Origin of the sequence: Martinezella lusitana (genome assembly GCF_900094565.1) — a bacterium.
GTDB classification, from domain to species: domain Bacteria; phylum Pseudomonadota; class Alphaproteobacteria; order Rhizobiales; family Rhizobiaceae; genus Rhizobium; species Rhizobium lusitanum.
In genome coordinates this window covers 44,667-70,700 of record NZ_FMAF01000004.1, presented here as the reverse complement: position 1 = coordinate 70,700, position 26,034 = coordinate 44,667, and the positions used below count along the sequence as shown (strand labels likewise).

General features: G+C 61.6%; 23 protein-coding genes. 6 read left to right on the top strand and 17 right to left on the bottom strand.

The window, feature by feature from the left end; all coding sequences use genetic code 11:
- Nucleotides 1-4: 4 nt before the first annotated feature.
- From GA0061101_RS09695 to GA0061101_RS09685, 3 genes are read left to right on the top strand one after another with little or no spacing between them, the layout of a single operon-like run.
- On the top strand, nucleotides 5-793 hold the full coding sequence (locus GA0061101_RS09695; RefSeq protein WP_037192185.1) for an amino acid ABC transporter ATP-binding protein: 789 nt from the start codon (nucleotides 5-7) through the stop codon (nucleotides 791-793).
- A gap of 11 nt (nucleotides 794-804) precedes the next feature.
- Complete coding sequence (locus GA0061101_RS09690; RefSeq protein WP_037193136.1) at nucleotides 805-2,145, top strand: MmgE/PrpD family protein; 1,341 nt, start codon at nucleotides 805-807, stop codon at nucleotides 2,143-2,145.
- 31 nt (nucleotides 2,146-2,176) lie between these two features.
- A complete protein-coding gene (locus GA0061101_RS09685; RefSeq protein ID WP_092573570.1) occupies nucleotides 2,177-3,475 on the top strand; it encodes an LLM class flavin-dependent oxidoreductase in 1,299 nt (432 codons plus the stop codon).
- A gap of 45 nt (nucleotides 3,476-3,520) precedes the next feature.
- Here the strand turns inward: GA0061101_RS09685 and GA0061101_RS09680 are convergent, their stop codons facing one another.
- The 14 genes from GA0061101_RS09680 to GA0061101_RS09615 form a co-directional block, all read right to left on the bottom strand.
- Entirely contained in the window at nucleotides 3,521-5,242 is a 1,722-nt protein-coding gene (locus GA0061101_RS09680) for an ABC transporter ATP-binding protein (RefSeq protein ID WP_037192180.1), read from the bottom strand.
- 223 nt (nucleotides 5,243-5,465) lie between these two features.
- Entirely contained in the window at nucleotides 5,466-6,425 is a 960-nt protein-coding gene (locus tag GA0061101_RS09675) for a sugar kinase (protein WP_037192177.1), read from the bottom strand.
- Between the two features lie 64 nt (nucleotides 6,426-6,489).
- On the bottom strand, nucleotides 6,490-7,305 hold the full coding sequence (locus GA0061101_RS09670; RefSeq protein WP_037192174.1) for a carbohydrate ABC transporter permease: 816 nt from the start codon (nucleotides 7,303-7,305) through the stop codon (nucleotides 6,490-6,492).
- A gap of 1 nt (nucleotide 7,306) precedes the next feature.
- Nucleotides 7,307-8,242, bottom strand: coding sequence for a carbohydrate ABC transporter permease (locus tag GA0061101_RS09665; RefSeq protein ID WP_037192172.1), 936 nt, complete (start codon nucleotides 8,240-8,242; stop codon nucleotides 7,307-7,309).
- Nucleotides 8,242-9,573, bottom strand: a complete 1,332-nt coding sequence (locus GA0061101_RS09660) for an ABC transporter substrate-binding protein (RefSeq protein WP_037192170.1) — start codon at nucleotides 9,571-9,573, stop codon at nucleotides 8,242-8,244. The genes GA0061101_RS09665 and GA0061101_RS09660 overlap by 1 nt, the downstream gene beginning before the upstream one ends.
- A gap of 51 nt (nucleotides 9,574-9,624) precedes the next feature.
- Nucleotides 9,625-10,284, bottom strand: a complete 660-nt coding sequence (locus tag GA0061101_RS09655) for a GntR family transcriptional regulator (protein ID WP_037192168.1) — start codon at nucleotides 10,282-10,284, stop codon at nucleotides 9,625-9,627.
- Between the two features lie 21 nt (nucleotides 10,285-10,305).
- Nucleotides 10,306-11,190, bottom strand: coding sequence for a dihydrodipicolinate synthase family protein (locus GA0061101_RS09650; protein WP_037192166.1), 885 nt, complete (start codon nucleotides 11,188-11,190; stop codon nucleotides 10,306-10,308).
- A 226-nt stretch (nucleotides 11,191-11,416) separates the two neighbouring features.
- Entirely contained in the window at nucleotides 11,417-12,709 is a 1,293-nt protein-coding gene (locus GA0061101_RS09645) for an amidohydrolase family protein (protein ID WP_037192163.1), read from the bottom strand.
- Between the two features lie 15 nt (nucleotides 12,710-12,724).
- Nucleotides 12,725-13,666 carry an ABC transporter permease gene (locus GA0061101_RS09640; protein WP_037192161.1) on the bottom strand — a complete coding sequence of 314 codons (942 nt, stop codon included), beginning with the start codon at nucleotides 13,664-13,666 and terminating at the stop codon, nucleotides 12,725-12,727.
- Nucleotides 13,663-14,712, bottom strand: a complete 1,050-nt coding sequence (locus GA0061101_RS09635) for an ABC transporter permease (protein WP_037192159.1) — start codon at nucleotides 14,710-14,712, stop codon at nucleotides 13,663-13,665. Before GA0061101_RS09635 ends, GA0061101_RS09640 begins: the two co-directional genes overlap by 4 nt.
- Nucleotides 14,702-16,228, bottom strand: coding sequence for an ABC transporter ATP-binding protein (locus tag GA0061101_RS09630; protein ID WP_037192157.1), 1,527 nt, complete (start codon nucleotides 16,226-16,228; stop codon nucleotides 14,702-14,704). The genes GA0061101_RS09635 and GA0061101_RS09630 overlap by 11 nt, the downstream gene beginning before the upstream one ends.
- Nucleotides 16,225-17,649, bottom strand: a complete 1,425-nt coding sequence (locus GA0061101_RS09625) for an amidase (protein ID WP_037192155.1) — start codon at nucleotides 17,647-17,649, stop codon at nucleotides 16,225-16,227. Before GA0061101_RS09625 ends, GA0061101_RS09630 begins: the two co-directional genes overlap by 4 nt.
- 12 nt (nucleotides 17,650-17,661) lie before the next feature.
- The gene (locus GA0061101_RS09620; protein WP_037193134.1) at nucleotides 17,662-18,648 is read right to left on the bottom strand and encodes a BMP family protein; all 987 of its coding nucleotides are present in this window, start codon (nucleotides 18,646-18,648) and stop codon (nucleotides 17,662-17,664) included.
- Nucleotides 18,649-18,842: 194 nt separating this feature from the next.
- The gene (locus GA0061101_RS09615) at nucleotides 18,843-19,424 is read right to left on the bottom strand and encodes a TetR/AcrR family transcriptional regulator (protein ID WP_037192153.1); all 582 of its coding nucleotides are present in this window, start codon (nucleotides 19,422-19,424) and stop codon (nucleotides 18,843-18,845) included.
- A gap of 69 nt (nucleotides 19,425-19,493) precedes the next feature.
- On the opposite strand from GA0061101_RS09615, the gene GA0061101_RS09610 reads away from it, so the two are divergent.
- From GA0061101_RS09610 to GA0061101_RS09600, 3 genes are all read left to right on the top strand, one after another.
- Nucleotides 19,494-19,925, top strand: a complete 432-nt coding sequence (locus GA0061101_RS09610; protein ID WP_037192151.1) for a VOC family protein — start codon at nucleotides 19,494-19,496, stop codon at nucleotides 19,923-19,925.
- A gap of 118 nt (nucleotides 19,926-20,043) precedes the next feature.
- Nucleotides 20,044-20,250 carry a KTSC domain-containing protein gene (locus GA0061101_RS09605; RefSeq protein WP_034506791.1) on the top strand — a complete coding sequence of 69 codons (207 nt, stop codon included), beginning with the start codon at nucleotides 20,044-20,046 and terminating at the stop codon, nucleotides 20,248-20,250.
- 221 nt (nucleotides 20,251-20,471) lie between these two features.
- Entirely contained in the window at nucleotides 20,472-21,782 is a 1,311-nt protein-coding gene (locus tag GA0061101_RS09600; RefSeq protein ID WP_037192147.1) for an MFS transporter, read from the top strand.
- 114 nt (nucleotides 21,783-21,896) lie between these two features.
- On the opposite strand, the gene GA0061101_RS09595 is transcribed toward GA0061101_RS09600, so the two are convergent.
- The 3 genes from GA0061101_RS09595 to GA0061101_RS09585 form a co-directional block, all read right to left on the bottom strand.
- Complete coding sequence (locus GA0061101_RS09595; RefSeq protein WP_037192145.1) at nucleotides 21,897-23,084, bottom strand: galactarate dehydratase; 1,188 nt, start codon at nucleotides 23,082-23,084, stop codon at nucleotides 21,897-21,899.
- 97 nt (nucleotides 23,085-23,181) lie between these two features.
- Nucleotides 23,182-24,903 carry an ABC transporter ATP-binding protein gene (locus GA0061101_RS09590; RefSeq protein ID WP_092573569.1) on the bottom strand — a complete coding sequence of 574 codons (1,722 nt, stop codon included), beginning with the start codon at nucleotides 24,901-24,903 and terminating at the stop codon, nucleotides 23,182-23,184.
- Between the two features lie 7 nt (nucleotides 24,904-24,910).
- Complete coding sequence (locus GA0061101_RS09585) at nucleotides 24,911-26,032, bottom strand: ABC transporter permease (RefSeq protein ID WP_047554862.1); 1,122 nt, start codon at nucleotides 26,030-26,032, stop codon at nucleotides 24,911-24,913.
- Nucleotides 26,033-26,034: the final 2 nt, after the last annotated feature.

Sequence of the window (26,034 nt, the reverse complement as noted above, 5' to 3'; positions counted from 1 at the left end):
CGGCATGAGCCAAGCTCAGACCAATCCGATCGTCGAACTGGCCAACGTGCATCTCGCCTTTGGATCCACCGAGGTCCTGAAAGGCATCGACCTGACGGTCGCCCGGGGACAGACTGTTTCGATCATCGGTCCGTCCGGATCCGGCAAATCGACGATCCTGCGCTGCATCAACGCGCTGGTTGCGCCACAGACCGGACACATTACGGTCAACGGCATGCGCGTCGATCAGATGCGCAACGAGGCCGAGCGCATCAAGCTGCGGCAGAAGATCGGGATCGTCTTCCAGCAGTACAATCTCTTCCCGCATCTGTCCGTGCTCGACAACATCACGATCGCGCCGATCCGCATCCTCGGCGTCGATCGGGCAGAGGCCGAACGTCACGCCAGGGATCTTCTGGCGCGCGTGCGCCTATCCGAAAAGGCGCAGATGTTTCCGGGGCAGCTTTCCGGCGGGCAGCAGCAGCGCGTGGCGATCGCGCGGGCTCTTGCGATGCGGCCGGATCTCGTCCTGTTCGACGAGGTAACCTCCGCGCTCGATCCTGAAACCGTCGGTGAGGTGCTTGCCGTCATTCGCGATCTCGTCAAGGAGGGCATGACCAGCATCCTCGTCACGCATGAAATGCGCTTTGCCGAAGAGATCAGTGATGTCGTTGTTTTCACCGAGAACGGCCTGATCGTTGATCAGGGGTCTCCGGAGGATATCTTCCAGAAGTCCACGAATGCGCGTATCCGCCGTTTCGTCAACGGACTTGCCGGCGGGCGTGCCTCGCTGGAAGACGGCGAAGGCATCTGAAGGGATCGATGATGGAAAAGACCTTTCCGCTGACCACAGCTTTCGCCGAGGCCATCGTATCAGCCGAACCGCTGAGCGATGGAGCCGCCGTTGCGGCGGCACGCAAGGCGATCGTCGATTGGCTGGCCTGCGCTTTCGGCGGCGCATCCGATCGCACGACGCGCATCCTGCTGGAGCAGCTGCCGGCGGGTGCGGGCGAGGCCGTCATTATCGGGCAGGGGCGTCGCACCGATGCGCTGACGGCGGCGTTGATCAATGCCCATGCCGGCCATGTGCTCGATTATGATGATGTGCATGCCAGCGTCCGAGGTCATCCGACGACGGTCATCGTGCCTGTGCTGCTTGCGCTGGCATCGGAAGAGCGCCTGTCGGCCGACCGATTGATCGCCGGCTATATCGTTGGTCTGGAAGCCATGGCGCGCCTCGGCCTCTCGCTCGGGATGCGCCATTACGAGAACGGTTTCCACGCGACCGCGACGCTCGGCACCATCGGCGCTGCGGCGGCCGTTGCCCACGTACTTGGCTACTCGGTCGCCGAGACTGCCACCGCACTGGGACTTGCCGCCACCCATTCGAGCGGCCTGCGCCTGCAGTTCGGCCATGATGCCAAGCCCTATCACGCCGGCATGGCGGCTCGCTCGGGCCTGCTGTCGGCCAGGTTTGCCAAGGCCGGCTTTGGCGGCGCCAGGGATTTCCTCGACAATCCGATCGGCTTCTTTTCGGCCTTCGCGTTTGGCGAAGAGCGGCCGCGGATGGCGGTGGAGGGATGGGGTTCGCCATGGCAGATCGTCGCTCCGGGTCTGACGCTCAAGGCGTTCCCATGCTGCACCGCAAGCCATCCCGTCGGCATGATCGGTCTTCAGCTTCATGGGGAAAAACTGGATGCCGGATTGATCGACGAAGTCGTCCTCACCTTTCCGCCGGGCGGTGATGCGGCGCTGGTCGTCACAACCCCTACCACTGGCATCGATGCCCGCTTCAGCGCCGAATACGTCTTTGCCACGGCATTGGTTGATGGTGCGCTGAAGATCAGCCATTTCGGTGAGACGCCGGTGCGCGACGACCTGATTGCGATCGCGCGGCGTGTTCGCCGCCGGCACGATGAGGCGGCCCCGCGCATGTCGAGCGATCCGAAGACACGTTTCGTGATTGCCGAGATCAAGCTCAAGGACGGAAGCCGTCTGGTCCGCGAGTTCAAGGGCTTGCCGGGCTTGAGCGATGCGACCGAGAAATTCCGCGATGCGACCGATAACCATCCGTCCGTATCGGCTATTCCCGATCTTGTGAGGACGATGCGCAGCGAGGACGATCTTCATCGCCTTATCGCGCTTTTGGCCCACAGTCTGAACTGATCTTCTTCCAAGAAACGCAAGGCATGTATCCATGAGCACGACACGCAAGATCCATCTCGGCCTTTTCCTGCAAGGTGCTGGCCATCACGTGTCCGGCTGGCGCCACCCGGAGGCGGAAGCCGGCAGCGAGAACTTCGATCTCCTGCGCCGGGTCGCGCAGATTGCCGAGGCTGCCAAGTTCGACATGCTGTTCCTGGCCGACGGCCTGACGAGCGGCCTCGATGCCCATCCGTCGATGATCGCCCGTTTCGAGCCGCTGACCCTGCTTGCCTCGCTCGCCATGGTCACTGACAAGATCGGCCTTGCGGCGACCGCGTCGACCACCTACGGCGAACCCTACCATCTGGCTCGCGCCTTTGCCTCGATCGATCATCTGAGCCATGGTCGCGCCGCCTGGAATATCGTGACGACGTCCTATGCGCGCACGGCCGCCAATTTCTCCAAGAGCCACCCGGAGCATGACGAGCGCTATGCGGTGGCCGAAGAGTTCGTCGACGTCGTGCGTGGCCTCTGGGACAGCTGGGCAGACGATGCCTTTCCGAAGGACAAGGAAAGCGGCGTCTATGCCGACCCCGCCAAGGTGCGCATGCTCGATCACGCCGGCAAATATTATTCGGTCAAGGGTCCTCTCAACATCCCGCGCTCGCCGCAGGGCCATCCGATCCTGATCCAGGCCGGATCCTCGGGTCCAGGCCAGGATCTTGCCGCCCGCACTGCCGATATCGTCTTCACCGCCCAGCAGAGCCTCGACGAGGCGCAGGCCTTCTACAAGAGCCTGAAGAGCAGGGTGGTCGGCTTTGGGCGCAGCCCCGATGACGTCGCCGTCATGCCGGGCTTCCTGCCTGTCATCGGCAGGACCGTTGCCGAAGCGCGTGAAAAGCTCGACGTGCTAAACCGCTGGACTGACATCAAGAGCGCCATGCCGCTGCTGGAAGAACGGATTGGCCATAGTCTGGCCGAGTATGATCTTGATGGCCCGCTGCCCGACCTGCCGATCTCGGATCAGCTGCGCAGCCGCGCCGAGCTTTTGACCGAGCTTGCCCGCCGCGAAAAGCTGACGATCCGCGAACTGGCGCTGCGCGTTGCGGCCGGCCGCGGCCATCACATCGTGCTCGGCACGGCCGAAGAGATCGCTGACCGCATGCAGCTATGGTTCGAAAGCGGCGCTGCGGACGGTTTCAACGTCATGCCGCCATTCTTCCCGGCCGGCCTTGAGGATTTCACGCGCGAGGTTGTGCCGATCCTGCAGGACAGAGGCCTCTTCCGCCGCGAATACGAAGGTACGACGCTACGCGATCATCTCGGTCTCACACGGCCTGCTTGGGCGTGACGGTCGCCGAGGCATAAAGCCTCGGCTCCAGGTTACATCGACAAATCAGGCATAGAGGCCAAACTGCGCGTTATGCAGTCGGGCATAGGCGCCGCGACGGGCCAGTAGCTCATCATGCGAGCCCTGCTCGATAATCCCATTGTCGCCCATGACGATGATGCGGTCCGCATTGCGGATGGTCGACAGCCGGTGCGCGACGACCAGCGTCGTGCGGCCTTTCGCCAGCTCCAAAAGCGCCTGCTGGATCGCATATTCCGTCGCCGTATCCAGCGCCGAGGTCGCCTCATCGAGGATCAGGATGGGCGGATCCTTGAGGAATATGCGGGCAATCGCCAGGCGCTGCTTCTGTCCGCCCGAAAGTTTGACGCCGCGCTCGCCCGTCGGCGTATCGAGCCCAGCGGGCAAGGACCGGACGAACTCGTCGAGCGAAGCGCGCTGCAACGCCTTCATGATGTCCTCGTCTGTCGCGCCGAGCCTTCCATAGGCAATATTCTCGCGAATGGTCGAGCCGAACAGGAAGACGTCCTGCTGCACGATGCCGATCTGGCTGCGCAGCGAGGCCTGGGTCATGTCGCGGATATCGACGCCATCGATGGTGATGCTGCCAGCCGTCACGTCGTAAAAGCGTGGCAGCAGCGAGCAGATGGTCGTCTTGCCAGTGCCGGAGGCGCCGACGAATGCCACGGTCTCGCCAGCCGCGATCGTCAGATTGAGATCCTTGAAGATCGTGGTCTGATCGGAATAGCCGAAGGCGACGCTGCTATAGGCGATATCGCCCTTCAGATGGTCAACCGCAATCGCATTTGGTCTGTCGGCAAGGTCCGGTTCCGTGTCGATCAAGGAGAGGAAGCGTTTGAAGCCGGCAATGCCTTTGGGATAGGTCTCGATAACAGACGTGATCTTGTCGATCGGGCGGAAGAAGACGTTGATCAGCAACAGGAAACTGACGAAGCCGCCATAGCTCAGCTCTCCCGATATGACAAACCAGGTTCCTGCCATCATGACGACGAGCTGCACCAGGCGCGTGCTGAAATAGCTGAGCGCAATGCTCGCCGTCATATAGGCATAGCCATCGAGCTTGGTCGCCTTGTAATCCTCGTTGTCGCTGGCAAACAGCTGGCTTTCGTATCTCTCATTGGCGAAAGCCTTGACCACGCGGATGCCGCCTACGGTTTCCTGCATCCGCGTATTGAAGTTGCCGACCTTGCCGAACAGGCTGCGCGAATTCACGGTCATCTTGGAGCCGTAGCGGCTGACCAGCCAGGTCATGAACGGCACGATGGTCGTCGTCAGCAGCGCGAGCTTCCAGTGCACGCTGAACATCAGCAGGAAGGCGCCGACGAAGGTCATGATCGCGATGAACAGGTCCTCGGGGCCGTGATGGGCGATTTCGCCAACTTCCTCGAGATCCTTGGTGACGTGGGTGATCAGGTGACCGGTGCGGTTGTTGTCGAAATAGCGGAAGGAGAGCTTCTGGATATGGTCGAAGGCTTGGCGGCGCATATCGGACTCGATCGAAATGCCGAGCGCATGGCCCCAATAATTGACCACTGCCGAGAGGCCGGTGTTCATCGCGTAGACGACAAGCAGCAGCGCGGCGGTGCCGAAGATCAGGCCCCAGTCACGGCTTGGCAGCAGCTGATCGATGAAAAGCTTGACCGCCAAAGGAAAGCCGAGTTCCAGCAGGCCGGCAAGCACGGCGCAGCCGAAGTCGAGGAAAAACAGCTTTCTATAGCGCGCATAATAGGAAAAGAAGCGACGAAGCATGAATGCCCTCCATGGGCACTGAGGAGGATATGAAAGGACAAGAAGGGACTGAACAGCAGCCCGAATTCGGCGTCGCCGTTCAGCGCTAGTGGGTGCTGAAATTTCTCATCTGGCGATCCTCCTGCTTGAGTCGCAGGATTTATATAATCCACGCGTGCATCGGTGTCACTCCATAAACAAGGGGTGGCGGAGCTCTATCTCAAGAAGTGAGCGTTGCGATCTACTAGAGGCTTGATGCCTCATGTGAGCCCAAGCGCGCGATGACATCAGTGCGGGTCGGCGCCCCTGATCGCCCTCCAAATGCCTCGCATTTGATAGCCGCAGCTATGGAAGAAAGCTGGATGGCCTCCGCGGGCGTTTTCCCCTCGGCGATGGCAAGAGCGAAGGCGCCGTGGAAGATGTCGCCGGCGGCCAGCGTGTCGACCGCCCTTATGGGAATTGTCGGGCTGTGTCTGACGTCATTGCTGTGATCGTCGCACCAGAAGCTGCCGGCCGCACCCGCCGTGACGCAGATGAAGGAATGGCCGAACCTTCGCTTCAACAGACGCACCATCTCAGCGAAATCTTCGATTCCGGTGAGGCGTTGTGCTGCGGGTTCGGAAAAGACGATGTGAGTGGCTTCAGGCGCCAACCGCTCGATGATGCCATCCGGCGCGACATCGCCGTCGAGGATGGCTGGCTTACCCATGCTTCTTGCCGCTTTCAAAACCCTCAGCGCCAATGCCGGCCAGCGGACATCGACGAGGACGGCATCGACGTCGGCCAAATCTTCCGGCGTGAAGGCTTTCGTCATGTGGTGCAGTTTCGGATCGTAGAAAGGGACGATCAGCCTTTCCCCGTCGTCATCGATCAGAATTGTCGAGACAGCGGAGCGGGTGCCTTCGACGCACAGCATGCCTCCGGTGACAATCCCGGCACTCGCGAGTTCGCGAATGATCCGTTCGCCGGTCTCGTCATTGCCGACGGCTCCCCATAGGCTCGCTTTGCCGCCGAGGCGTGCGACTGCATAAGCAGCACTCGAGGCCATGCCCTCGGCAATCTGCAGCATATCATACGGCAGCACCTTACCCTGGCCGGTTGGAAGCGTGTGGACGCGAAAGAGGGTGTCGAGAACCGCGGCGCCGACACAGAGGACATGCTTCGGGGCGCCCGCCGGCGGATCGAAAACAGATGAGGACGTCAAGGCCGCTTCCCGCTCCCTATGTCTGCGGATGCCAGGAACGGAATGCTGTCAAAAGGAAGGTAGGTCATTTGACGGCACCGGCGGTCAGGCCCGCGATGATCTGCCGTTGTGCGAACATTGTGAGGACAAGGACCGGCAGCGTCACGATCAAGGCGGCGGCCGCAAGCGGTCCCCAGCTCACCTGTTCGAAGGAGAGCATGTTGTAGACGGCGACAGGCAGCGTCCGGGTTTCGCGGCTGGCAAGCACGATGCCGAAGACGAAGTTGTTCCAGGAGAAGATGACCGAGAGGATGAAGGCAACGACGATGCCGGGCCGCGCGATCGGCAAGGCGATGAGGCGAAAGACCTGCCAGGGGGTGGCGCCATCGATGCTTGCGGCCTCCTCCAATTCCATCGGGGTGGTCTCGAAATAGCCGATCATGATCCAGACGACGATCGGTACGGTGACGACGAGATGGATGATGATTTGCGGCCAGAGCGTTCCCAACAGATTGAGCCATTGGAATAGCAGAAACAGCGGAATGAGGAAGGAAAGGCCCGGCGTCATGCGGGCGATCATGATGACGATCGCGGATTTTTCCGCCTTCAGCCGCGCGATGCCATAGCCTGCCGGCACGCCGATGATGAGCGCGAGCAGGGTGGCCGCACCCGTCACCAATACCGAGTTCCAGAAGTAGAGGAAGAAGTTGTTTTCCTGGAATACCTGGACGTAGTTCGACCAGGCGAAGCGATCCGGGATGAGGATCGGCGGATAGGCGCCGTTGTCGATCTCGTATTTCAGCGACAGCGAGATCATCCAGAGGAAGAACAGGACGACCGGCGAAACCATGACCAGGGCCACGAAGAGTAGGCCGATGCGGTTGAGTGTCGAGCGTTTCATGTCAATGCCCCTCCGCGTCGGTCCATTTTGTGCGCTGGCGCATCATCAGAAGCATGAAGGAGAGCGCGACGATGACGATGAAGAACACCACCGCCATGGCCGAGCCGTAGCCGATGTCGTAATAGGCAAAGGCGGTGTTGTAGAGATAGATGTTGATGGTCTCGGACGCCGTTCCCGGGCCGCCTTGCGTCATTGCATAGATGATGTCGAAGCTCTTGATCGCATCGATGCCGCGGATGATGACGGCGATCATCAGGAAGGGTGATATCATCGGCAGCGTCAGATAGCGGAACTTCTGCCAGGCGTTGGCGCCGTCGATCTCGGCGCTCTCATAGGGTTCGCGCGGCACGGAGGCGAGACCCCCGAGCACGATCAGCATGACCAGCGGCGTCCATTGCCAGACCTCGACCAGAACGAGCGAAGGAATGACGCTCACCTGATTGTAGATCCATTCCTGCGGCCCAATGCCCACAAGCGACAGCAGGTAGTTGAGCACGCCGAGCTGCGGATGAAACATCATCGTCCAGACCAGCGCCACGGCGACCGGCGTCGCCATCATCGGCATGACGAAGACGCCGCGCAGGAAGCCGCGCAGCGGAAAATTCGTATCGAAGATCAGGGCCGCCAGCGTTCCGAATATCAGCGGAGCGACGACGGAGAGTACGGTATAGAGGACCGTGTGCCAGAGCGATTCCCAAAAGCGCAGATCGGTCGCCAGCCGGACGTAGTTGTCCCAGCCGATGAAGCTCTGCGATTGGCCGAGCGTCCACTTGTTCACGCTCATCCACAGGGTGAAGACCCAGGGGAAGACGATGACGGCGGCGATCACGATCAGTGCGGGAATGACGAAGGGCCAATAATTTGGAACAAGCCTTTTCGGCTTGCTCCTCTTCTCAGCCTTCGTCGCCCTCGTATCTTCGATGCTCACGGAGGCCATTATCCCTCGCTTCGTGCCAGTACCGGCTCGAATTGCGCCGTTGCCGTTTTCAGTTCGCTTGCCGGGTCGGCGCCGCCGATCATGTTGGTCAGCGCCACGCCATAGATGTCGCGAAATTCCGTGACCGGAATGATGACGGGCAGGGCGAGCTGCGAGACCTTGGCGGAGCCGGCGACAGCGTCCAGCCATGGGCCAGGCATCTTGACGCCCTCGCGGACCTTCTGATCCTCCAGAATGGACTGGCGGAACGGAACGCCGGCGCCGGCCTGCAGCAGGCGTGCGCCCATGTCATGGGAGATCGCCCATTGGCAGAAGAGATAGGCGGCTTCCTTTTTCTGGCTGGCGGCGGTCACGCCGATACCGTCGCCGGTGGTTGCCGCAGCCTGCGCGCTCGGTCCCTTCGGCATGACGCCGTAGCCGACCTGGCCGACCACGCGGGACTTTTCCGGATTTTCGATCGGCGGCGCGAAGCCGACGCCATCGAGCCACATGCCGATCTTGCCCTGCAGGAAGGCCGACTGTGCCTCGGCCCAGTTGAAGCCGGAAACGCCGGGAGGAGCCGATTTCGTCATCAGGCGCTGATAGAGCGTCGCAGCGTCCACTGCTCCCTGCGATGTCGTCTGCAACTTGCCGTCGGCCGAGAGCGGCGTTGCGCCATAGCCGAGCATGAAGGTCGTCCAGACCGGCGCATTGGCATTCTTCAGGCCGCGGGCGACGAAACCGTAGGTATTGGTCGACTTATCGGTCAGCGCCTCCGCGGCTTTCGCCATGTCCTCGAAGGTTTCGGGATAGGCAAGGCCCTTCTTTTCGAACAGGGTCTTGTTCCAGTAGACGATCCAGTAGTCCACCGAGAAGGGCAAGGAGCGCATGACGCCGGCGGGGTCCTTGGCGAATTTCAGGCCGGCCTCGGCAAAATCGCTTTCCGTGAGCGACGGATCGGTCAGCGACGGGTCCTTCAGGAAGCCGCTGATATCGGCAAGCCAGCCGCCTTTTTCGAACTGCCGTTTCTGGACGTGATAGCTCAGATGGACGACGTCGAAGCTTGGCTTGCCGGTGCTGAGTTCGATCGTCGTCTTCTGGCGCTGCTGCTGCTCAGGCGTCGCCTCGGCGTTGACCTTGATCCCCGTCAGCGCTTCGAACTCGCTCAGATATTTGAGGATCGTGTCGCTGCGCGGGCTTTTGATCAGGTTGACTTCGAGCGTCGTGCCGGAAAAGCGCTTCCAGTCGACGGCCGCCGATGCGGAGCGCACGCCCAGAAGGCTTGCCGCTCCAAGGGCAGCCGTGCCGGCCATGAAGCCGCGACGCGTCGGATTGAAAAATGATGATGACATCCTGTTCCTCCTCCTTTGGCCGAAAATCTCCTCATTTGCGGCCTTGTTTATTCAAATCTTCAATGCGCGGTCCCGTGCTCCGTTGATGTGGGAAGCGAGAGCGGCAACCGCCTCCTCGGCCGAGCGTCGCTGGATCGCTTCGAGCACTTTCAGATGTTCGTGCATCACGGGGCCCACATGTCCGTTGATGCGGAACCTGTCCTGGCTGATCAGGCGCATCTTGATGGAATTGACCCGGTAGGCGTTCGAAATGATGGTATTGCCGAGTGCGTCGATGAAGGCGTCGTGCATGCCCCAATCGACCGACTGCGCATGCAATTCGAGCTCCGGCGACGCGTCGCCGGCCCGGATGGCGTCGGCGATGTCGCGATGTTCCTTCATAAGCTTGGCAATCGTCTCGTCCGAAGCCGAATAGGTGAAAAGTGCGACCGCTTCCTTCTCCAGGAAGATGCGAAGCTGGAAGGCCTCGCGGATGAGGTCGAGATCGATGTGGGCGATCTGCAGCCCGCGCTGTGGAACCGTCTTGATCAACCCTTCCGCCTCCAGTCGGGGGATCAGCTCGCGGATCGCTCCGAGCGTCAGTCCCGTCAGCTCGACGAGCCGTCGCTGCGAGATGAACTGGCCCGGCCGAACGTCGCGCGCCAGCAGATGGCGCGTGAAGCTCTCATAGGCCTTCTCTCTCAACGTCGGCTGTTCGCCAGTTCCATCCATCGGCGGCTCCGGGCAGTTCGGCTAGGCGGCCTTAGCGCGAAACAAGGCGCCGAAGACAGCAAAGAGCTTGTCACAATCGTCCTTGCTCATTGGCACAAGGGGCGGGCGCACGGCAAGCCAGCTTTCGTCACCCGTCATGCGGGCGAGGATCGCCTTGATGGACGGGATGACGGGATAGTGCAGCAACTCCCCAACGAAACGTTCGACATTGGCATCATCGATACCCTTTTCCGCCATGGCCTGCACTTCGCGGGGAAGCAGGTTCGCCATGCCGGAGATGGCGCCCTGTCCGCCGAGACGTACCCCGCGGGCTAGATGCCGCTCATCGCCAATGAGAATAATGAGAGCGCCATGGGTCTTCAGCAGTGTTTCGGTATAGGGCCAGTCGCCGGAGGAATCCTTGACGCCGACGACGGTATCCGGAAAGGCGGCGCGCAGACGGCCGACGAGAGAAATGGAGAGCGGCACCATCGTCACGGAAGGAATGTTGTAGACGATCACGTCGCGTGCATGTGTGCCCAGCATGGCGAAGACGGCCGCGAACCACTTGAAAAGCCCATCGTCGCTGACGTTCTTGAAATAGGAGGGGGGTGCCAAAAGAATGTTGCGGACACCATGTGCAAGAGCCTCCCTTGCCTGCGCGGCAGCATCCTCGGCTGCATCGACCAACACACCCATGACGATCTGCGAGGGAGCGATGCCTGCAGCCATCATCGCAGCCAGCACCTGCTGGCGCTCTTGCATGCCGATCGAGGCGCCTTCGCCGGTTGTGCCGAAAAGGGTGACGCTCTTGCAACCATTGGAAAGGCAGTGCCTGGCCTGCGCGATCACGCCCGAAACGGCAATCTCGCCATCGGCGTCAAAGGGCGTTGCCAAGGCGGCCGACAGGCCAAAACTCTCTCTCATCCAATCCTCCCGATCTTGTGAGATCAGGCGTATCACGCTGACATGTTAGTTGTAAAGCAAAGTTTGGTCAGTTGGTCATGGCTGAGTTTCACTTTGTGAATAAGCATGCGAATACCAGCGCCGACTATACGAATTCGGCCAGGGATTTCGGCGATCCGACTTGTGAGCAGCAGGAGGCGCGTCGGAAAGTAAGGTTTCCCACGCCTGCCGCGATGCGGCTAGCGCGCTACTTCTGAACGGGCACGTAGTCGAGCCCGCCGTCGATCCGCGACGGTCTGCCGTCGAGGAAGAGTTCGCCAATGCGTGGCGCCGAGCGGGCGATCACCTTGCCGCCCTTGATGACGGCCAGACGATTGGGCTTCAGGCGCAGCGCCTCCACCGTGTCGACCGCCTGCAGCATCACGAGATCGGCGTTGCAGCCCTTTTCCAGCCCGTAGCCTTCGAGGCCGAGCGTTTTGGCGGAGTTCACAGTCAGCGCGTCGAAGATTTTCTTCTTGTCCTCGATGCCGGCCATCTGGGCCACATGGATCGCCATGTGACCGACTTCCAGCATGTCGCCCGAGCCCATCGAGTACCAGGGATCCATCACGCAATCATGGCCGAAGGAAACGTTGAGGCCGGCGTCCATCAGTTCGCGCACGCGCGTCATGCCGCGGCGCTTCGGATAGGTGTCGTGCCGGCCCTGCAGCATGATGTTGATCAACGGATTGGGGATGACGTTGATCCTCGCTTCCGCCATCAGCGGGATGAGTTTGGAGACATAGTAATTGTCCATCGAATGCATCGAGGTCAGATGCGAGCCGGCGACCCGGCCCTGTAGGCCGAAGCGAATGGTTTCGGCCGCCAGCGTCTCGATGTGGCGTGACATCGGATCGTCGGTTTCGTCGCAATGCATATCGACGGGAAGGCCGCGGTCGGCGGCAATCCTGCAAAGCGCTTCCACCGAGGCCTTGCCTTCGTCCATTGTGCGCTCGAAGTGCGGGATGCCGCCGACGATGTCGACGCCCATGTCGAGGGCGCGCGCCAGCGACGCCACACCGTCCTTGGCGCGATAATAGCCATCCTGCGGGAAGGCGACGAGTTGCAGGTCGATATAGGGCTTCACCTTCTCCTTGACCTCGAGCAGCGCCTCGGCCGTCACCAGCTTCGGGTCGGAGGTATCGACATGGCTGCGGATGAAGAGCAGACCTTGCGTCACGGCAAGGTCGCAATAGCGCAGAGCGCGCTCAACAAGCTCTTCCTTCGTGACGATCGGACGCAACTCTCCCCAGAGGGCGATGCCTTCCAGAAGCGTGCCTGACACATTCATGCGCGGCAGGCCGAGCGACAGGGTCGCGTCCATATGGAAATGCGGATCGATGAAGGGCGGGCTCACCAGCCGATTGGTCGCATCGATCTCGTCCTTCGCCTCGGCGGCAATCGAGGCTTCGATGGTGGCGATCTTGCCATCCTTCACCGCGATATCGAAGCCCTTGCGGCCATCTGGCAGATTGGCTTTGCGAATGATCAGGTCGAACATGAAAAGCTCCTCGGATTATCTTTCGCCGCGGCGGTAGGGCTGCATCAGTGCCTGCGGCACACGGGCGCGCCGGCTCATGACGGCGAGCGCAACGATGGATAGGATATAGGGTGTCATCAAAAAGATCTGGTAAGGCACGCCCTGCACTGCAGTCTGCAAGCGTAGCTGGAAGGCATCGAAGAAGGCGAAAAGCAGCGCTCCGAACAGCGCTCGACCCGGCCGCCACGACGCAAAGACGACGAGCGCGATGCAGATCCAGCCGCGCCCCTGCACCATGGTTGGAAAGAAGCTGTTGAAGGCCGAAAGTGTCAGGAATGCACCGCCCATTCCCATCAAGGCGCTGCCGGCAACAACGGCGCCGTAGCGAACTTTCATCGGGTTGACGCCCTGGGCTTCGGCGGCATGCGGATTTTCGCCTGTCATCCGGATGGCAAGCCCGACCGGCGTGCGAAAGATGATGTAGGCCATTACGAGCGCCAGGAGGATCGCAAGATAAGTCGGCGCGGTCTGCGTGAAAAGGGCAGGGCCGATGAAGGGCAGGGTCGAGAGCCCCGGAATAGCGATCGGCTGGAACGGCGTGATCGTCGGCGGCGTCCCGGCGACCGGCACGATCAGCCGGAAGACATAATAGCTGAAGCTGGAGGCGAAGAGCGTCACACCAAGGCCGGACACATGCTGCGACAGGCCGAGCGTCACCGTCAGCGCCGAATGCAGCAGGCCGAAAATGCCGCCGGCGAGCGCGGCGATCAGAAGTCCGGTCCAGAGATCGGCGCCGTGATAGACCGAGAGCCAGCCGATCATTGCGCCGAAGGTCATGATGCCCTCGATGCCGAGATTGAGGACGCCGGCGCGCTCGCACAGGAGCGCTCCGAGCGTGCCGAAGATCAGCGGCGTGGCTATGCGCAGTACGGCTGCCCAGAGCCCGGCGGAAGCGATGATGTCGACCAGCGTGCTCATCGGCGGATCCTGTATTGCGTGAAGAACAGCGCGATCAGCATGGTCAGCAGCGACAAGGCAACCGTGACGTCAGCGATATAGGTGGGAATGCCGAGGCTGCGGCTCATCCCATCGGCGCCCACGAACATCATCGCCGTGAAGATCGCGGCCAGCACCACGCCGAGCGGATTGAGATTGGCAAGCATGGCGACGACAATACCGGCATAGCCGAAACCCGGCGACAGATCCGTCGTGACATAACCCTTGACGCCCAGCACCTCGATCGCGCCGGCAAGGCCCGCGAGGCCGCCCGAAAGGCAGGCGACCTTGACCAGCGTCGATCCAAGCCGGACGCCGGCAAAGACGGCACCCGACGGATTGAGGCCGGCGGCACGAGACTGCATGCCGAAGACGGTGCGTGACTGGATGAAATAGACGAGTGCTGCAAGCGCGATGGCGATCGCAAAACCGATATGCAGGCGGGAGCGGGCGATCAGTTTCGGCAGCATGGCATGATCGACGACGGCCTGGGATTGCGGCCAGCCGAAAGCGGTCGGATCCTTCAGCACGCCATCGATCAGCATGGACACGAAAAGCACGGCGATGAAATTGAGAATGAGGCTGGTAACGACCTCATCGACGGAAAAGCGAAGTCTCAGCCACAGGGGAATGAGGATCAATACCATGCCGGCAATGGCGCCGATGACCAGAAGCAGCGGAATCAGGATCGGAGCCGGCAGGCTGGCGAGCAGTTTCGAGCCAAAGGCTGCGACCGCGATCGCGCCGAAATAGAACTGTCCCTCGGCGCCGATATTCCAAAGGCGGGCGCGAAAGGCGACTGCGGCCGCCAGCCCCGTCAGGATCAGCGGCGTCGCGCGTGTCAACGTCTCGGTCGCGGAAAGCCGCGAGCCGAAGGCACCCATCAGGATGCGCCAATAGGCTTCGAGAACGGGCGCGCCGGCAATGGCGATGAGTATCCCCGCCAGCGCCAGAGCCGCGACGATCGCCAGCAACGGCGCGAGGACCATCATGTAAAGAGGGCGATGTTCGCGCCGTTCAAACCGCATGGCCGGCCTCGCTCCCGCTTTTCCATTCTCCGGCCATCATCAACCCCAACGCGCGCGCATTCGCCTCGTCCGCATCGATGGGCGCTGAGAGCTTGCCGCCGACGATCGCCTGAATGCGGTCGGCCAGGGCAATGACTTCATCCAGGTCCTCAGAAATCAGAAGCACGGCCGTGCCCTGCCGGCGCGCCTCCAATATGCGGCCGTGAACGGCCGCCACCGCCCCTTCGTCCAGGCCGCGTGCCGGCTGGGCGGCGACAAGGACGCGCGGCCGTTCATGTAGATTGCGGCCGAGGATCAGCTTCTGCATGTTGCCGCCGGACAGAAGCCGGGTGCGGCTCGCCGGGTTGCCGCCGCGCACATCGAATGTATCGATGATCTCCTGCGCAAAGGCCATGCCGGCCCTGCGGTCGACCAGCCCGTGCTTCGAGAAAGATGGCAGGCGCTCCAGCACGGCATTTTCCCAGATCGCCATTTCGCCGATCGCGCCGTCCCGGTTTCGGTCTTCGGGAATACGCCCGATGCCGGCGCCAATGATCTCGGCCACATCTGGATTATCGATGGGCTCGCCAAAGAGCAGAAGCTCGCCTGCTGTGCGGGCCAGCGTGCCGGACAAGATTTGTCCCAGCGCCGCCTGGCCATTGCCGGATACGCCGATAATGCCGAGAATCTCGCCGGCGCGCAGGCGGAAACTGATCTTCTTCAATCGCTCGACATCGCCGATCTTCACGGTGATATCGCGCGCCTCCAGCGCAATTTCGCCCGGCGTGCTCGCTTCGCGGGTTGGCCGAGTGACCCGGTGGCCGACCATGAGTTCCGCAAGCTCCGCCTTGTTGGTCTCGGTCGCCCGTCGTTCGGCCTCAACCTTGCCGCCACGCAGGACGACGATACGATCGGCTGTCGCCATGACTTCATCGAGCTTATGCGAGATGAAGATCAATGACAGGCCCTGTGCTGCCATCTCCTTCAGCGTTGCGAACAGCCGTTCCGCTTCGATTTGTGTGAGCACTGCCGTCGGTTCGTCGAGGATCAGGATACGCGCATCGTTATAGAGCGCCTTCAGGATTTCCACTCGCTGTTGCTCGCCGACCGAGAGGTCACCGAGGCGTGCGTCCGGATCGACCTTCAGGCCGAAGCGCTCGGCAATCGCCATCAGTTTCTTGCGCGCGGCTCCGGTCTGCGATCGCAGGGACCAGAGCGTCTCCGTGCCGGTCATGACGTTTTCGAGCACGGTCAGATTGGGTGCGAGTGAAAAATGCTGGTGCACCATGCCGACCCCGGCGCGAATTGCGGCGCGAGGCTTGCCGCGCGGCAGCTCGGCGCCATCGACAAGGATGCGCCCGGAGTCCGGCACATAATGGCCGAAGAGAATGCTCATCAGTGTCGTCTTGCCGGCACCGTTCTCCCCGAGCAGGGCGACAATTTCGCCTTTGGCGAGCGTCAGCGAGATATTGTCATTGGCAACGGTATTGCCGAACCGTTTGCTGACACCTTCGATCGTCAGAACAGGCGTGTTCATGCGGCCAGCCCCGCGATCGGATGGCGGTGTTGCCAGCGCCCATCGGCTTCAAGCTGAGCCGCAAGCGAGAGAAGCAGCGCGTCTTCGCCCATCGGCGCCACGAGCTGGATCGGCAATGGCAGGCCATTGGCATCGGCGCCGAAGGGAAGCGTAATGGCCGGAAAGCCGGAGACGTTGGCAAGCGACGCAAGCGGCGCGAAAGCCGTCATCCGCTCGAGATGCAGGTCCGTATCGCCATGATCCGTTGGAAAGGATCCTATCGGTGGAGCTGCCTTAGCCAGCATCGGCATGACGATGACATCGACCTTCTCGAAGAGGTCCCACAATGTGCGGCTTGCTCTTACCGCGCCATTGAGGGCGCTCCAAAGTGCCGTCGCCGGCATGGCGCGTCCGCGCATGATGAAGGCCTGCGTCATTGCCTCTGTCGCCAGAATATCCAGTTTGAGGTCGTCCATCAGGCCAGCGATATTGACGGAAACGATGTGGCCGAAGGCGCGGGCGCCGGCTGCGACCGCTTCGTCGACATCAGCCCAGGCGAGCGGGACAAGCCGGTGCCCCTGCTTTTCGAGGAAGCCGGCGGCCGCTTCGACCGCCTCCAGCCGATCGGCCGCGGTCGGGTAACGCTCGCCGGTATCTGCGAGCAGACCGATGCGAAGGCTCCCCGGCTTGGCGGCAGGCTCCGCGATGTCGGCAAAGGGTCCCTTCGTCATGCCGCGCAGGGCAGCGAAGATTCGGGCTGTATCGCGTACGGAACGGGTGATGGCAAGCTCGCTGGCAATGCCGCCGAGATGATTGCCGAAGGCCGGGCCGGCGGGCATAGCACCCCGGGTCGGCTTCAGGCCAACCAAGCCGCAGCACGCGGCAGGCACGCGGATCGATCCGCCCGCGTCCGTGGCATGGGCAATCGCCACGATGCCGGCGGCAACGGCGGCCGCCGCACCGCCGGAGGAACCGCCTGCGGTGCGGCTCGGATCCAACGGATTTCGGCAGATCGGACCCATGGCCGGCTCGGAGGCGAGCGATAAGCCGAACTCGGGGCTGGTGCTCAGCCCGAACGCGCAGAGGCCAGCCTCGCGAAATCGTCTTGCCAGATCGCTGTCGGCCTCACTGCCTTTACGCTCGAAAAGACGTGAGCCGGCCGTCACCGGCAGCCCTGCAAAGGGGCCACCGAGATCCTTGGCGATGGTCGGCACGCCCGCGAATGATCGCGCCGCAAAACGCTCGGGCCGCTCCAACGCTTCTCCATCCATCACTTGCGCGGCAGCAAGACCCATCCCGGCGTCGAGATAGGCTATGGCACCGAGATCCTCATGGACTGCGCAAGCGGCAAGAGAGGCCTGCATGGCTTCCGTGCAGGTGAGCTTGCCGGATTTGATGGCGTCGGCGAGGTCCGTGGCGTCGGCCGATGACGGGCTGCTCATGACCAGGCCGAATTACTTCGGCTGATCCATCATCTTCGGCACTTCAAAAGTGCCGGCCTTGATGTCGGTGCGGACCTTCTCCATCGCGGCTTCGGCGTCCGCCGGCGCGACACCCTTGACGTAGACGATATCGCTGCCGCCTTCCTTCATAAGGCCATAGGCCGTGTAGCTGCGGCCGACCGGCTTGCCGGCGGCGGCATCGGCGATGGCGGCATTGAGAATGGGACGGAAGTACCACATGGCGTTGGCGAAAACCGTGTCCGGATAGCGCGGCGTGTAGTCGATGAGCGACCCCACGGATTTGATGTGGCGCTCCTTGGCGGCGTCGGCTGTGCCGATGCGCTCGCCGAAGAGAACGTCGGCGCCCGCATCGATCTGCGCAAGGCCTGCCTCGCGCGCCTTGGGTGGATCGAAGAAGGTGCCAATGAAGGAGACCAGATGCTTGCAGTCGGGATTGACCGCCTTGACGCCTGCTGCAAAGGCGTTGATCAGCATGTTGACCTCGGGGATCGGGATCGCGCCGACGGAGCCGACGACGTTGGATTTGGTCATCTTGCCCGCCAGCATGCCGGCGAGATAGGCACCGTCATGGTTCCATGTGCCGAAGACGCCGAAGTTGCTGCCGGCCGCTTCGCCGCTCGATCCAAGCACGAAGGCCGTGTCCGGGTAGTCTGCGGCGACCTGGCGTGCTTCCTTCTCCACCGCATAAGCCTCGCCGATAATCAGCTTGTTGCCCTGCTCGGCATATTCGCGCATGGCGCGAGGATAATCGGTGCCCGAAACGCCTTCGGAAAAGACGTATTCGATAACACCCTCCTTGGCCGCGTCCTGGAGCGCCTTGTGAAGACAGGAATTCCAGGCGTTTTCGACGGGAGAGGCATGAATGCCGGCCACTTTGAGCGGCGCGGCGGCACGAGCGGCCGGCGCAAGCGCGCTTACCCCCAGCGCGATGCCCGAAGCGATGACGGCACGACGTGACAGTATGATTTCATTGGTCATTTTTTTGATCCCCTGCTTTTTGATCATTTGGTAAAAATCATAGGTGGGGGCTAAAAATGTGTCAAGCAATCGGCATGCTTAAATAATATGCGCGCAACCAGCGCCTTCTTGTCACGATCAGTTTCCGACCCTCTGAGACAGCTTATATCCACCCGGCACTGTGGTATCCGATGGGACGGCCGACGCGAGTAAAGTCAGCCAGTTATATGCTCGATCATATGGGCAATGGCGGCACGATAGCGCGCCGCGTCCCCGCCGGCATCCACGGCGAGGGCCGCACGATCAAACGCGGCAGAAAGAATGTCTGCCAATGCATCGACGGGAATGCGCGAGCCGTTCCCCGGGCCGAGCGCGGCTTCAAGGCCATGTTTCAAGGTGAGGGCGGTGGTTTCCTCGTCCAGCTGCTTCATTTCCACAAAGCCAAGCACGGTCGGTCCCTCGATCAGGAGAAGCCTGGTGCGGCCGACAACCCGCATCGCGTCGAGATAAGCGTTGCCGCCGGCAATCAGCGCGTCGAGCGGCGCGAGGCGCTTCGGGGCGGCCCGCTCTATCTCACGAGTCACCGCAAGGGCTTCCTCCCGCACGACGGCGCGAAACAGCGCGCGCTTGTCTTCGAAATGATGATAGAGCGCGCCGCGGGTGATGCCGGCCGCGGTGACGATCTCCGGCGTCGATGTTTCGGCATAGCCCTTTTCCACGAAGAGCGTCCGCGCGGCTGCGATCAGCGCCGCCTTGGTCTTCTCGGTTCTTTCCCGATTGGAGCGATAGTCTTGCATGCATGCAGCCTGTATGTTATTTGCTGAAATACAGGCAGACTGTATGTTATTTTAAGGGAGATGGGAAGCATGAAGGTGACGAGCTATTATCCTGTCATCATGACGGAGCGCGTTGAGGAGACCGCAGCCTTCTACATCGAGCATTTCGGTTTCCAGCAAAATTTCGCCAGCCACTGGTATGTGCATCTGCAGTCAGCGCAGGACAGTGGTATCAACCTTGCCATCCTGGACGGGCGGCACGAGACGATCCCGGCGGAAGGGCGTGGTCGGGTCGCCGGGCTATTGCTTAATTTCGAAGTGGAAGATGTGGACGCTGTTTATGAGCGCACACGCGAAGCCGGCCTGCCGATCCTTCTTGCCATACGCGACGAAGCTTTCGGTCAACGCCATTTCATTACCGCCGATCCGAATGGTGTGCTGATCGACATCATCAAGCCTATACCGCCGAGCGCCGAGTTTGCGGCGCTCTATGCGGATGACGCCTTGCCGAAGGGGGAATAGGGCGGGTAAACCGCAATGTATAAAATCCGTCGAAGCAATTCTATCTTTCGTTAACTAGGTCATTTCACTCAATGTTTTCAGTTTTTGTGCAACAAAGCGAAACAAAGGTAGGTGACCCATGCAAGAGCTTCCAGTTTCGTCAAAGATCATTAAATCCGTCTTCTTCCGCCCCGATGACGGGCGCCTTTTCATTCGCTTCAAGAATGGCGAGGAGCGCCAGTTCACCGGTGTGCCGCAAAAGGCTGTGGCCGCCATGGTGAAGGCACCTTCGCCCGGCCAGCACTATATCGAGCATATCCGCACGCAGTTCGAGCGCGTCGCTTAGGCTTTCCTGCCGGTATGGACGATGGAACCATGATGCGTTCGCCGCTTCATGAGCGTGGTACTCTCGGTGGACTTCTTTCGGATGGCAAAGCATGGGCTGCCGCCTGTTGGCGGCCAATGCTTCCATAGCGCTCTTGCCGACTTTTCGCCGAAACCTGCATTGATAAACGCTGAGTTGCACTATCTACATCCCTCAATATCGTCTTGCAGGGAGGAAGAGACGTGGTTGATGAGAAGCAGCTTATCTCCAAGATTACCTGGAGGCTCATGCCCTTTCTGGGGATCCTCTATCTGATCGCCTACATCGATCGCCAGAATGTCAGCTACGCAAAGCTGGAAATGGTCGGTGACCTTGGGATGAGCGAATATGCCTATGGCCTTGGCGCGTCGCTGTTCTTCATCGGTTATTTCTTGTTCGAAGTCCCGAGCAACCTGCTTCTCGACAGGTACGGTGCCAGCAAATGGTTCGCCCGCATTCTGGTGTCCTGGGGGATCGTCACGGTCGCCTTGGCCTATACGCAGAACGCGACCATGTTTTACATCCTGCGCTTCCTGCTCGGCGCCTGCGAAGCGGGCTTCTTTCCCGGCGTGCTCTATCTGCTGACCCTCTGGTATCCCTCGGCCTATCGCGGCACCATGGTCGGCCTTTTCATGATCTTCAGCGCATTCGCCAATGCGATCGGCGCGCCGCTCGGCGGCGTCCTCCTGGATCTGAATGGGCTCTATGGCCTCGCCGGATGGCAATGGGTTTTCCTCGTCACCGGCATTCCCGCCATCATTGCCGGCATCATCACGTTTTTCTATCTGCCCGATCTGCCTCTGAAGGCTTCGTTTTTGAGCGATGCGGAAAAGACCTGGCTCAAGGACAGGCTCGCGGCGGAAAATTCAGGCATGGAGCAAAACGCTTCCGACGGTTTCCGCGCGCTCATCAATCCCCGCGTGCTGCTGATGGCTCTTTGCTATGTCGGTTTCCCGCTGGCCGCCTATGGGCTAAGCTACTGGCTGCCGACCATCGTCAAGAATTTCGGCGTCAGCAACACGACCAACGGCTTCCTGAACATCATCCCCTGGCTCCTCGTTGCCATTGCGCTCTATGCCGTGCCAGCTGCGGCTGACAAGGCGACCTCGAAGACGCCGTTCATCGTCATTCCTGCTCTCGTCGGCGCCGCGTGCCTGGTTCTCTCAGCTGTTGTCCCCGACCATACATTGCAGTTCACCTTCCTGTGCATTGCAGCAGCCGGCATCTTCGCAGGTCAGCCGGTGTTCTGGAGCCTGCCGTCGCGCTTCCTGCAGGGCGCAGGTGCCGCGGCAGGCCTCGCCGCCATCAACTCCGTCGGCAATCTCGGCGGTTTCGTCGCCCAGAACGTCGTTCCCTGGATCAAGGATTCCACCGGGAGTACCATTGCGCCGATGTTCTTCCTTGCCGCCTGTCTGTTTGCGGCGGCTCTGTTGGTTCTCGTGATCGGGCGCATGGCGCCAAGCACGCCGAAGTCGCACGACCTTGGCAGTCCAGGTGCCGCACGGGTCAAGTAATCGCAGTGGCTGCACTGCTTGTTGACTGAGACGGGCGGCCATAGAGCCGCCCGTCTCGTTTAAGGTGAGCGAATTGTCGTCACTGCATCCGAAGAGCCGCTCTCCGACGAACGGTCAGGCGAAAGCGTAGGAGCCGTCCGGGCGCTTGGGCACGCGCCGCTGCCAGTGAATATAGCCCTCTTCCTCCATCGCCTTCTCGTCCATGTCGACGCCCCAGCCGGGCCTGTCGGGGCGCAGCTCGAGGTAGCCGTCCTTCGGCAGATAGGGATCGACGACATAGCGGGTCTCGCCCTGGCGCTTTTCGATATCGTTGCCGCCATAGACATAGGCTTGCCCCTTCGGCAGTCGGTATTCGAGGATCTTGAAGTTCTGGGCGGCGGCCGAGAAGTGGACGTTGACGGCGGTTGCCAGCGGCCCCATCGGATTGTGCGGGGCGACGCCGACGAAGTGAGCCTCGGCAAGCGTTGCGATGCGCCGCATCTCGCTGATGCCGCCGACGACGCAGATATCGGGCTGGATGAGATCCGCACCCTTCACCTGCAGCAGGCGCAGGAACTCGTTGCGATTATAGAGCGACTCGCCCGTCGCCAACACGCAGTTGAGCCCCTGTTTCAGCTCGCCCCACATTTCGATGTTTTCCGGACGCAGCGGCTCTTCGTAGAAGAGCGGATCGTAAGGGGCCAGCGCATTGCCAAGCTGGCGCGCGGCAACCGGCTCGAAGATCTTCGCATGGGCGTCGAAGGCGATCTCGTAGTCGTCGCGCACCGTTTCGCGAAGCGAGCGGAAGTAGTCGGCCGAAGCCTTGACGACATTGCCCCAGCGATGGGCATGCATGTCGATGCGCCACGGGCTGAGCTTGAAGGCGGTAAAGCCCCATTCGGCGTTCAGGCGGTCGAATTCGTCCCGCGCCGCCGGCGCATCCGGTGCGGTATAGACGCCGGCATAGACCTTGATGCGATCACGCACCGCGCCGCCGAGCAGCTTGTAGACCGGAACGTTGACGGCCTTGGCCGAAAGATCCCACAGGCAATGGTCCAGCGCGGAGATCGCGGCCAAGCCCAGCGCGCCGGGCGGGAACCGGCTTTGCTGGATCAACAGGTTGACGAGATAGTCGATGCGGGTCGGATCCTGACCGGCGATGAAGGCATAGAGATAGTCGAGCAGCGGCGGAAGCGCCTTGTCAGGGCCGTGATTGTAGCATTCGCCCCAGCCCGTCAGCCCATCATCCGTGTCGAGCGCGACGATGACGCGCGGGCGGTCCTTGTCGCGGGTCATGAACACCCGCATGCGATCGATTTTCATCTCTATTTCCTTCTATCGATGCTTATGGATGCGGCGTGGGACGTGCCGCAGGTTTGGAAATCGTCGCCGTGGCGATCCGGTGCCCGACTGATCATCATCACGCCAAGCTTCCATTTTTCAGGACTTCCGGCTCGACATAGCGGAAGCGTCCTGAGCGATCCCGATCGCGCGGATCGGGGCGGGGGATGGCCGATATCAGTGCCTGGGTGTAGGCGTGTTCCGGGGCGTTGCAGACCTTCTCGGCATCGCCGACCTCAACAAGGCGGCCTTTGTACATCACCCCGACGCGGTCGCACATGTAACGGATGACGCCGATATCGTGGCTGATGAAGATATAGGCGAGGCCGAGCTCATCCTGCAGCCGCATCAGCAGATCGAGCACCTGCGAACGGACGGAGACATCGAGCGCCGACGTCGCCTCGTCGGCGACGATGATGCGGGGGTTGAGCGTAATTGCGCGGGCGATACCGATGCGCTGGCGCTGCCCGCCGGAGAAGGCATGCGGATAGCGCTCGCGCGTCTTCGGGTCGAGACCGACCTGCTCCATCAGGTGGCAGACCCGCTCATCGAGCGCCCGGCCGCGGGCAATGCCGTTGACGAGCAGCGGTTCGCCGATGATCTGCGCGACTGTCATGCGCGGATTGAGCGAGCCGAACGGGTCCTGGAAGACCATGCGCAATTCGCGTCGCGCCGCCGCAAGCGCGGATCCCCTGGCCGTTGCCAGATCGATGACTTCGCCATCCGTACGACGATAGAGGATTTCTCCGGCGCTGGGGTCGATGAGGCGCATGATCGAGCGCCCCATCGTCGTCTTGCCGGAACCGCTCTCGCCAACGATCCCGAGCGTTTCGCGCGGCAGAAGCGATATCGAGACGTCGTTCAGGGCGCGGACTTCGCCGAAGGCCATCGATACGTTGCGCAGTTCGAGAATGGGGGCGACGGTCCGGTCGAGCGGTGGCCGCGCCAGCCGGATTTCGGCCTTCTCCTCGAGCTTCAAGACGGAGCCGATCAGCATGCGCGTATAGTCGTCCTTCGGCGCATGGAAAATCTGTTCGACCGGGCCGTACTCCTTGACGAGGCCATTATGCATGACGAGCACATCGTCGGCGATCTGGGCAACGACGCCCATGTCATGGGTGATGAACAGCACGGCCATGCCATAGGCTTTTTGCAGGCGGGCGATCAGGTCGAGGATCTCGGCCTGGGTCGTCACGTCGAGCGCAGTCGTGGGCTCGTCGGCGATCAGAAGCTGCGGCTTGCAGGCGAGCGCCATGGCGATCATCGCGCGCTGGCGCATGCCGCCGGAATATTGGAAGGCATAGCGGTCGATGGCCTTTTCCGGTGCCGGGATTTCCACCTGTTTCAGCAGCGAGATCGCCTCGGCGCGGGCCTCCTTCTTGCTCATTCTCGTATGCAGGCGAAGCGCTTCCATGATCTGGTCGCCGACCGTGTGGACCGGCGAGAGCGAGGCCATCGGCTCCTGGAAGATCATGGCGATGTCGCGCCCGCGGATTGCCCTGATCTCGCGGCCGCGCGGATTGAGCTTGACGAGATCGATGGAGGTGCCGTTCGCGGTATTCAGGATGATCGAGCCGTTGCTGATGCGCCCCGGAGCATCGACGATCTGCAGGATCGAGCGTGCGGTTACCGACTTGCCGGAGCCGCTTTCGCCGACGACGCACAGTGTCTTGCCCGGTTCAATGGCGAAGGAGAGGTTGTCGACTGCGCGAAAGGTGCCTGTTCGCAAAGGGAAGTCGACGGTTAGGTTCCTGACCTGCAGCAGCGGGCGGGTGGTGGCCATGGAAACGATATCGGTCATACCCGCCTCATTTGTTGTAGGGATCGGCCGCGTCGCGCAGGCCATCGCCAAGAAGGTTCAGCGCCATGACGGCGACGACGACGGCGACGCCGGGCAGGAACAGCCATGGCGCCGTGGCAATCGAGCGGATGTTCTGCGCCTCGCGCAGCAACACGCCCCAGGAAATGGTCGGCGGCTGCAGGCCGAGCCCCAGGAAGGAGAGGGATGTTTCGGCGAGGATCATCGCCGGCACGGCAAGCGTGATGGAGGCGATGATATGGCTGGCGAAGCTCGGCAGCATGTGGCGGAAGATGATGCGTCCTTCGCTCGCGCCGTCCAGTCTGGCGGCTGCCACGAATTCCTCGGTGCGCAGCGACAGGAAACGGCCACGCACGACGCGGGCAAGCTGCGCCCAGCCCGTCAGCGACAGGATGATGGTGATCATCATATATTGAAGTGCGGCCGGCCAGCCCTGCGGCAGTGCGGCAGCCATGGCGAGCCAGATCGGGATCGTCGGCAGCGACAGCACGAAGTCGATAAGGCGTTGGATGAAGAAATCGAGCTTTCCGCCGTAATAACCTGAGATGCCGCCGAGAACGATGCCGAGCAACAGCGAGAAAAATACACCGACAAGGCCGATCGACAGCGAAATCTGCGCGCCCTGTATCGTGCGGCTGAAGACGTCACGCCCGAGCCGGTCTGCTCCGAACAGCAGCAGAGGCGTCGATTTGTCGGAGGATGCGAGCAGATGGATGTTTGTCGTAAAGAGGCCCAGCACCGAATAGTCGTAGCCGCGTCCAAACAGGCTGATGGAGACCCGCTTGGTCGTATCCTCCTTGAAGATCGCCGCGAGCGTTTCCGGATCGCGGGTAAGCTTCAGCGGATAGTAATGCAGGCCGAGGGAGAAGCCGTTGTCGGTGTCGATGAAATGCACCCTCTGCGGCGGATGGAAGGTTGCCCGCGCATTCTGCAGAGTGGGATCGTTGATGGCGAAAAACCCTGGCACGAGGGCGACGATGTACATCAGTACTGTGACGATGAGAGCGACCATGGCGAGCCGGTGGCGGCGGAATGCCCACCAGATCAGCTGCCATTGCGATGCCACCGCAGCACGATCAGGGCGGAGGTTTGTGACGGCGATGTCGGCCATGG

Excerpts from the sequence above, each read along its gene's own strand:
- GA0061101_RS09610 (WP_037192151.1), top strand. The coding sequence starts at position 19,494 with ATGAAGGTGACGAGCTATTATCCTGTCATCATGACGGAGCGCGTTGAG.
- GA0061101_RS09650 (WP_037192166.1), bottom strand. The coding sequence starts at position 11,190 with ATGAGAGAGAGTTTTGGCCTGTCGGCCGCCTTGGCAACGCCCTTTGAC.
- GA0061101_RS09665 (WP_037192172.1), bottom strand. The coding sequence starts at position 8,242 with ATGGCCTCCGTGAGCATCGAAGATACGAGGGCGACGAAGGCTGAGAAG.
- GA0061101_RS09640 (WP_037192161.1), bottom strand. The coding sequence starts at position 13,666 with ATGAGCACGCTGGTCGACATCATCGCTTCCGCCGGGCTCTGGGCAGCC.
- GA0061101_RS09690 (WP_037193136.1), top strand. The coding sequence starts at position 805 with ATGGAAAAGACCTTTCCGCTGACCACAGCTTTCGCCGAGGCCATCGTA.
- GA0061101_RS09625 (WP_037192155.1), bottom strand. The coding sequence starts at position 17,649 with ATGAGCAGCCCGTCATCGGCCGACGCCACGGACCTCGCCGACGCCATC.
- GA0061101_RS09605 (WP_034506791.1), top strand. The coding sequence starts at position 20,044 with ATGCAAGAGCTTCCAGTTTCGTCAAAGATCATTAAATCCGTCTTCTTC.
- GA0061101_RS09685 (WP_092573570.1), top strand. The coding sequence starts at position 2,177 with ATGAGCACGACACGCAAGATCCATCTCGGCCTTTTCCTGCAAGGTGCT.
- GA0061101_RS09590 (WP_092573569.1), bottom strand. The coding sequence starts at position 24,903 with ATGACCGATATCGTTTCCATGGCCACCACCCGCCCGCTGCTGCAGGTC.
- GA0061101_RS09680 (WP_037192180.1), bottom strand. The coding sequence starts at position 5,242 with ATGCTTCGTCGCTTCTTTTCCTATTATGCGCGCTATAGAAAGCTGTTT.
- GA0061101_RS09660 (WP_037192170.1), bottom strand. The coding sequence starts at position 9,573 with ATGTCATCATCATTTTTCAATCCGACGCGTCGCGGCTTCATGGCCGGC.
- GA0061101_RS09655 (WP_037192168.1), bottom strand. The coding sequence starts at position 10,284 with ATGGATGGAACTGGCGAACAGCCGACGTTGAGAGAGAAGGCCTATGAG.
- GA0061101_RS09595 (WP_037192145.1), bottom strand. The coding sequence starts at position 23,084 with ATGAAAATCGATCGCATGCGGGTGTTCATGACCCGCGACAAGGACCGC.
- GA0061101_RS09670 (WP_037192174.1), bottom strand. The coding sequence starts at position 7,305 with ATGAAACGCTCGACACTCAACCGCATCGGCCTACTCTTCGTGGCCCTG.
- GA0061101_RS09620 (WP_037193134.1), bottom strand. The coding sequence starts at position 18,648 with ATGACCAATGAAATCATACTGTCACGTCGTGCCGTCATCGCTTCGGGC.
- GA0061101_RS09635 (WP_037192159.1), bottom strand. The coding sequence starts at position 14,712 with ATGCGGTTTGAACGGCGCGAACATCGCCCTCTTTACATGATGGTCCTC.
- GA0061101_RS09585 (WP_047554862.1), bottom strand. The coding sequence starts at position 26,032 with ATGGCCGACATCGCCGTCACAAACCTCCGCCCTGATCGTGCTGCGGTG.
- GA0061101_RS09645 (WP_037192163.1), bottom strand. The coding sequence starts at position 12,709 with ATGTTCGACCTGATCATTCGCAAAGCCAATCTGCCAGATGGCCGCAAG.
- GA0061101_RS09615 (WP_037192153.1), bottom strand. The coding sequence starts at position 19,424 with ATGCAAGACTATCGCTCCAATCGGGAAAGAACCGAGAAGACCAAGGCG.
- GA0061101_RS09630 (WP_037192157.1), bottom strand. The coding sequence starts at position 16,228 with ATGAACACGCCTGTTCTGACGATCGAAGGTGTCAGCAAACGGTTCGGC.
- GA0061101_RS09695 (WP_037192185.1), top strand. The coding sequence starts at position 5 with ATGAGCCAAGCTCAGACCAATCCGATCGTCGAACTGGCCAACGTGCAT.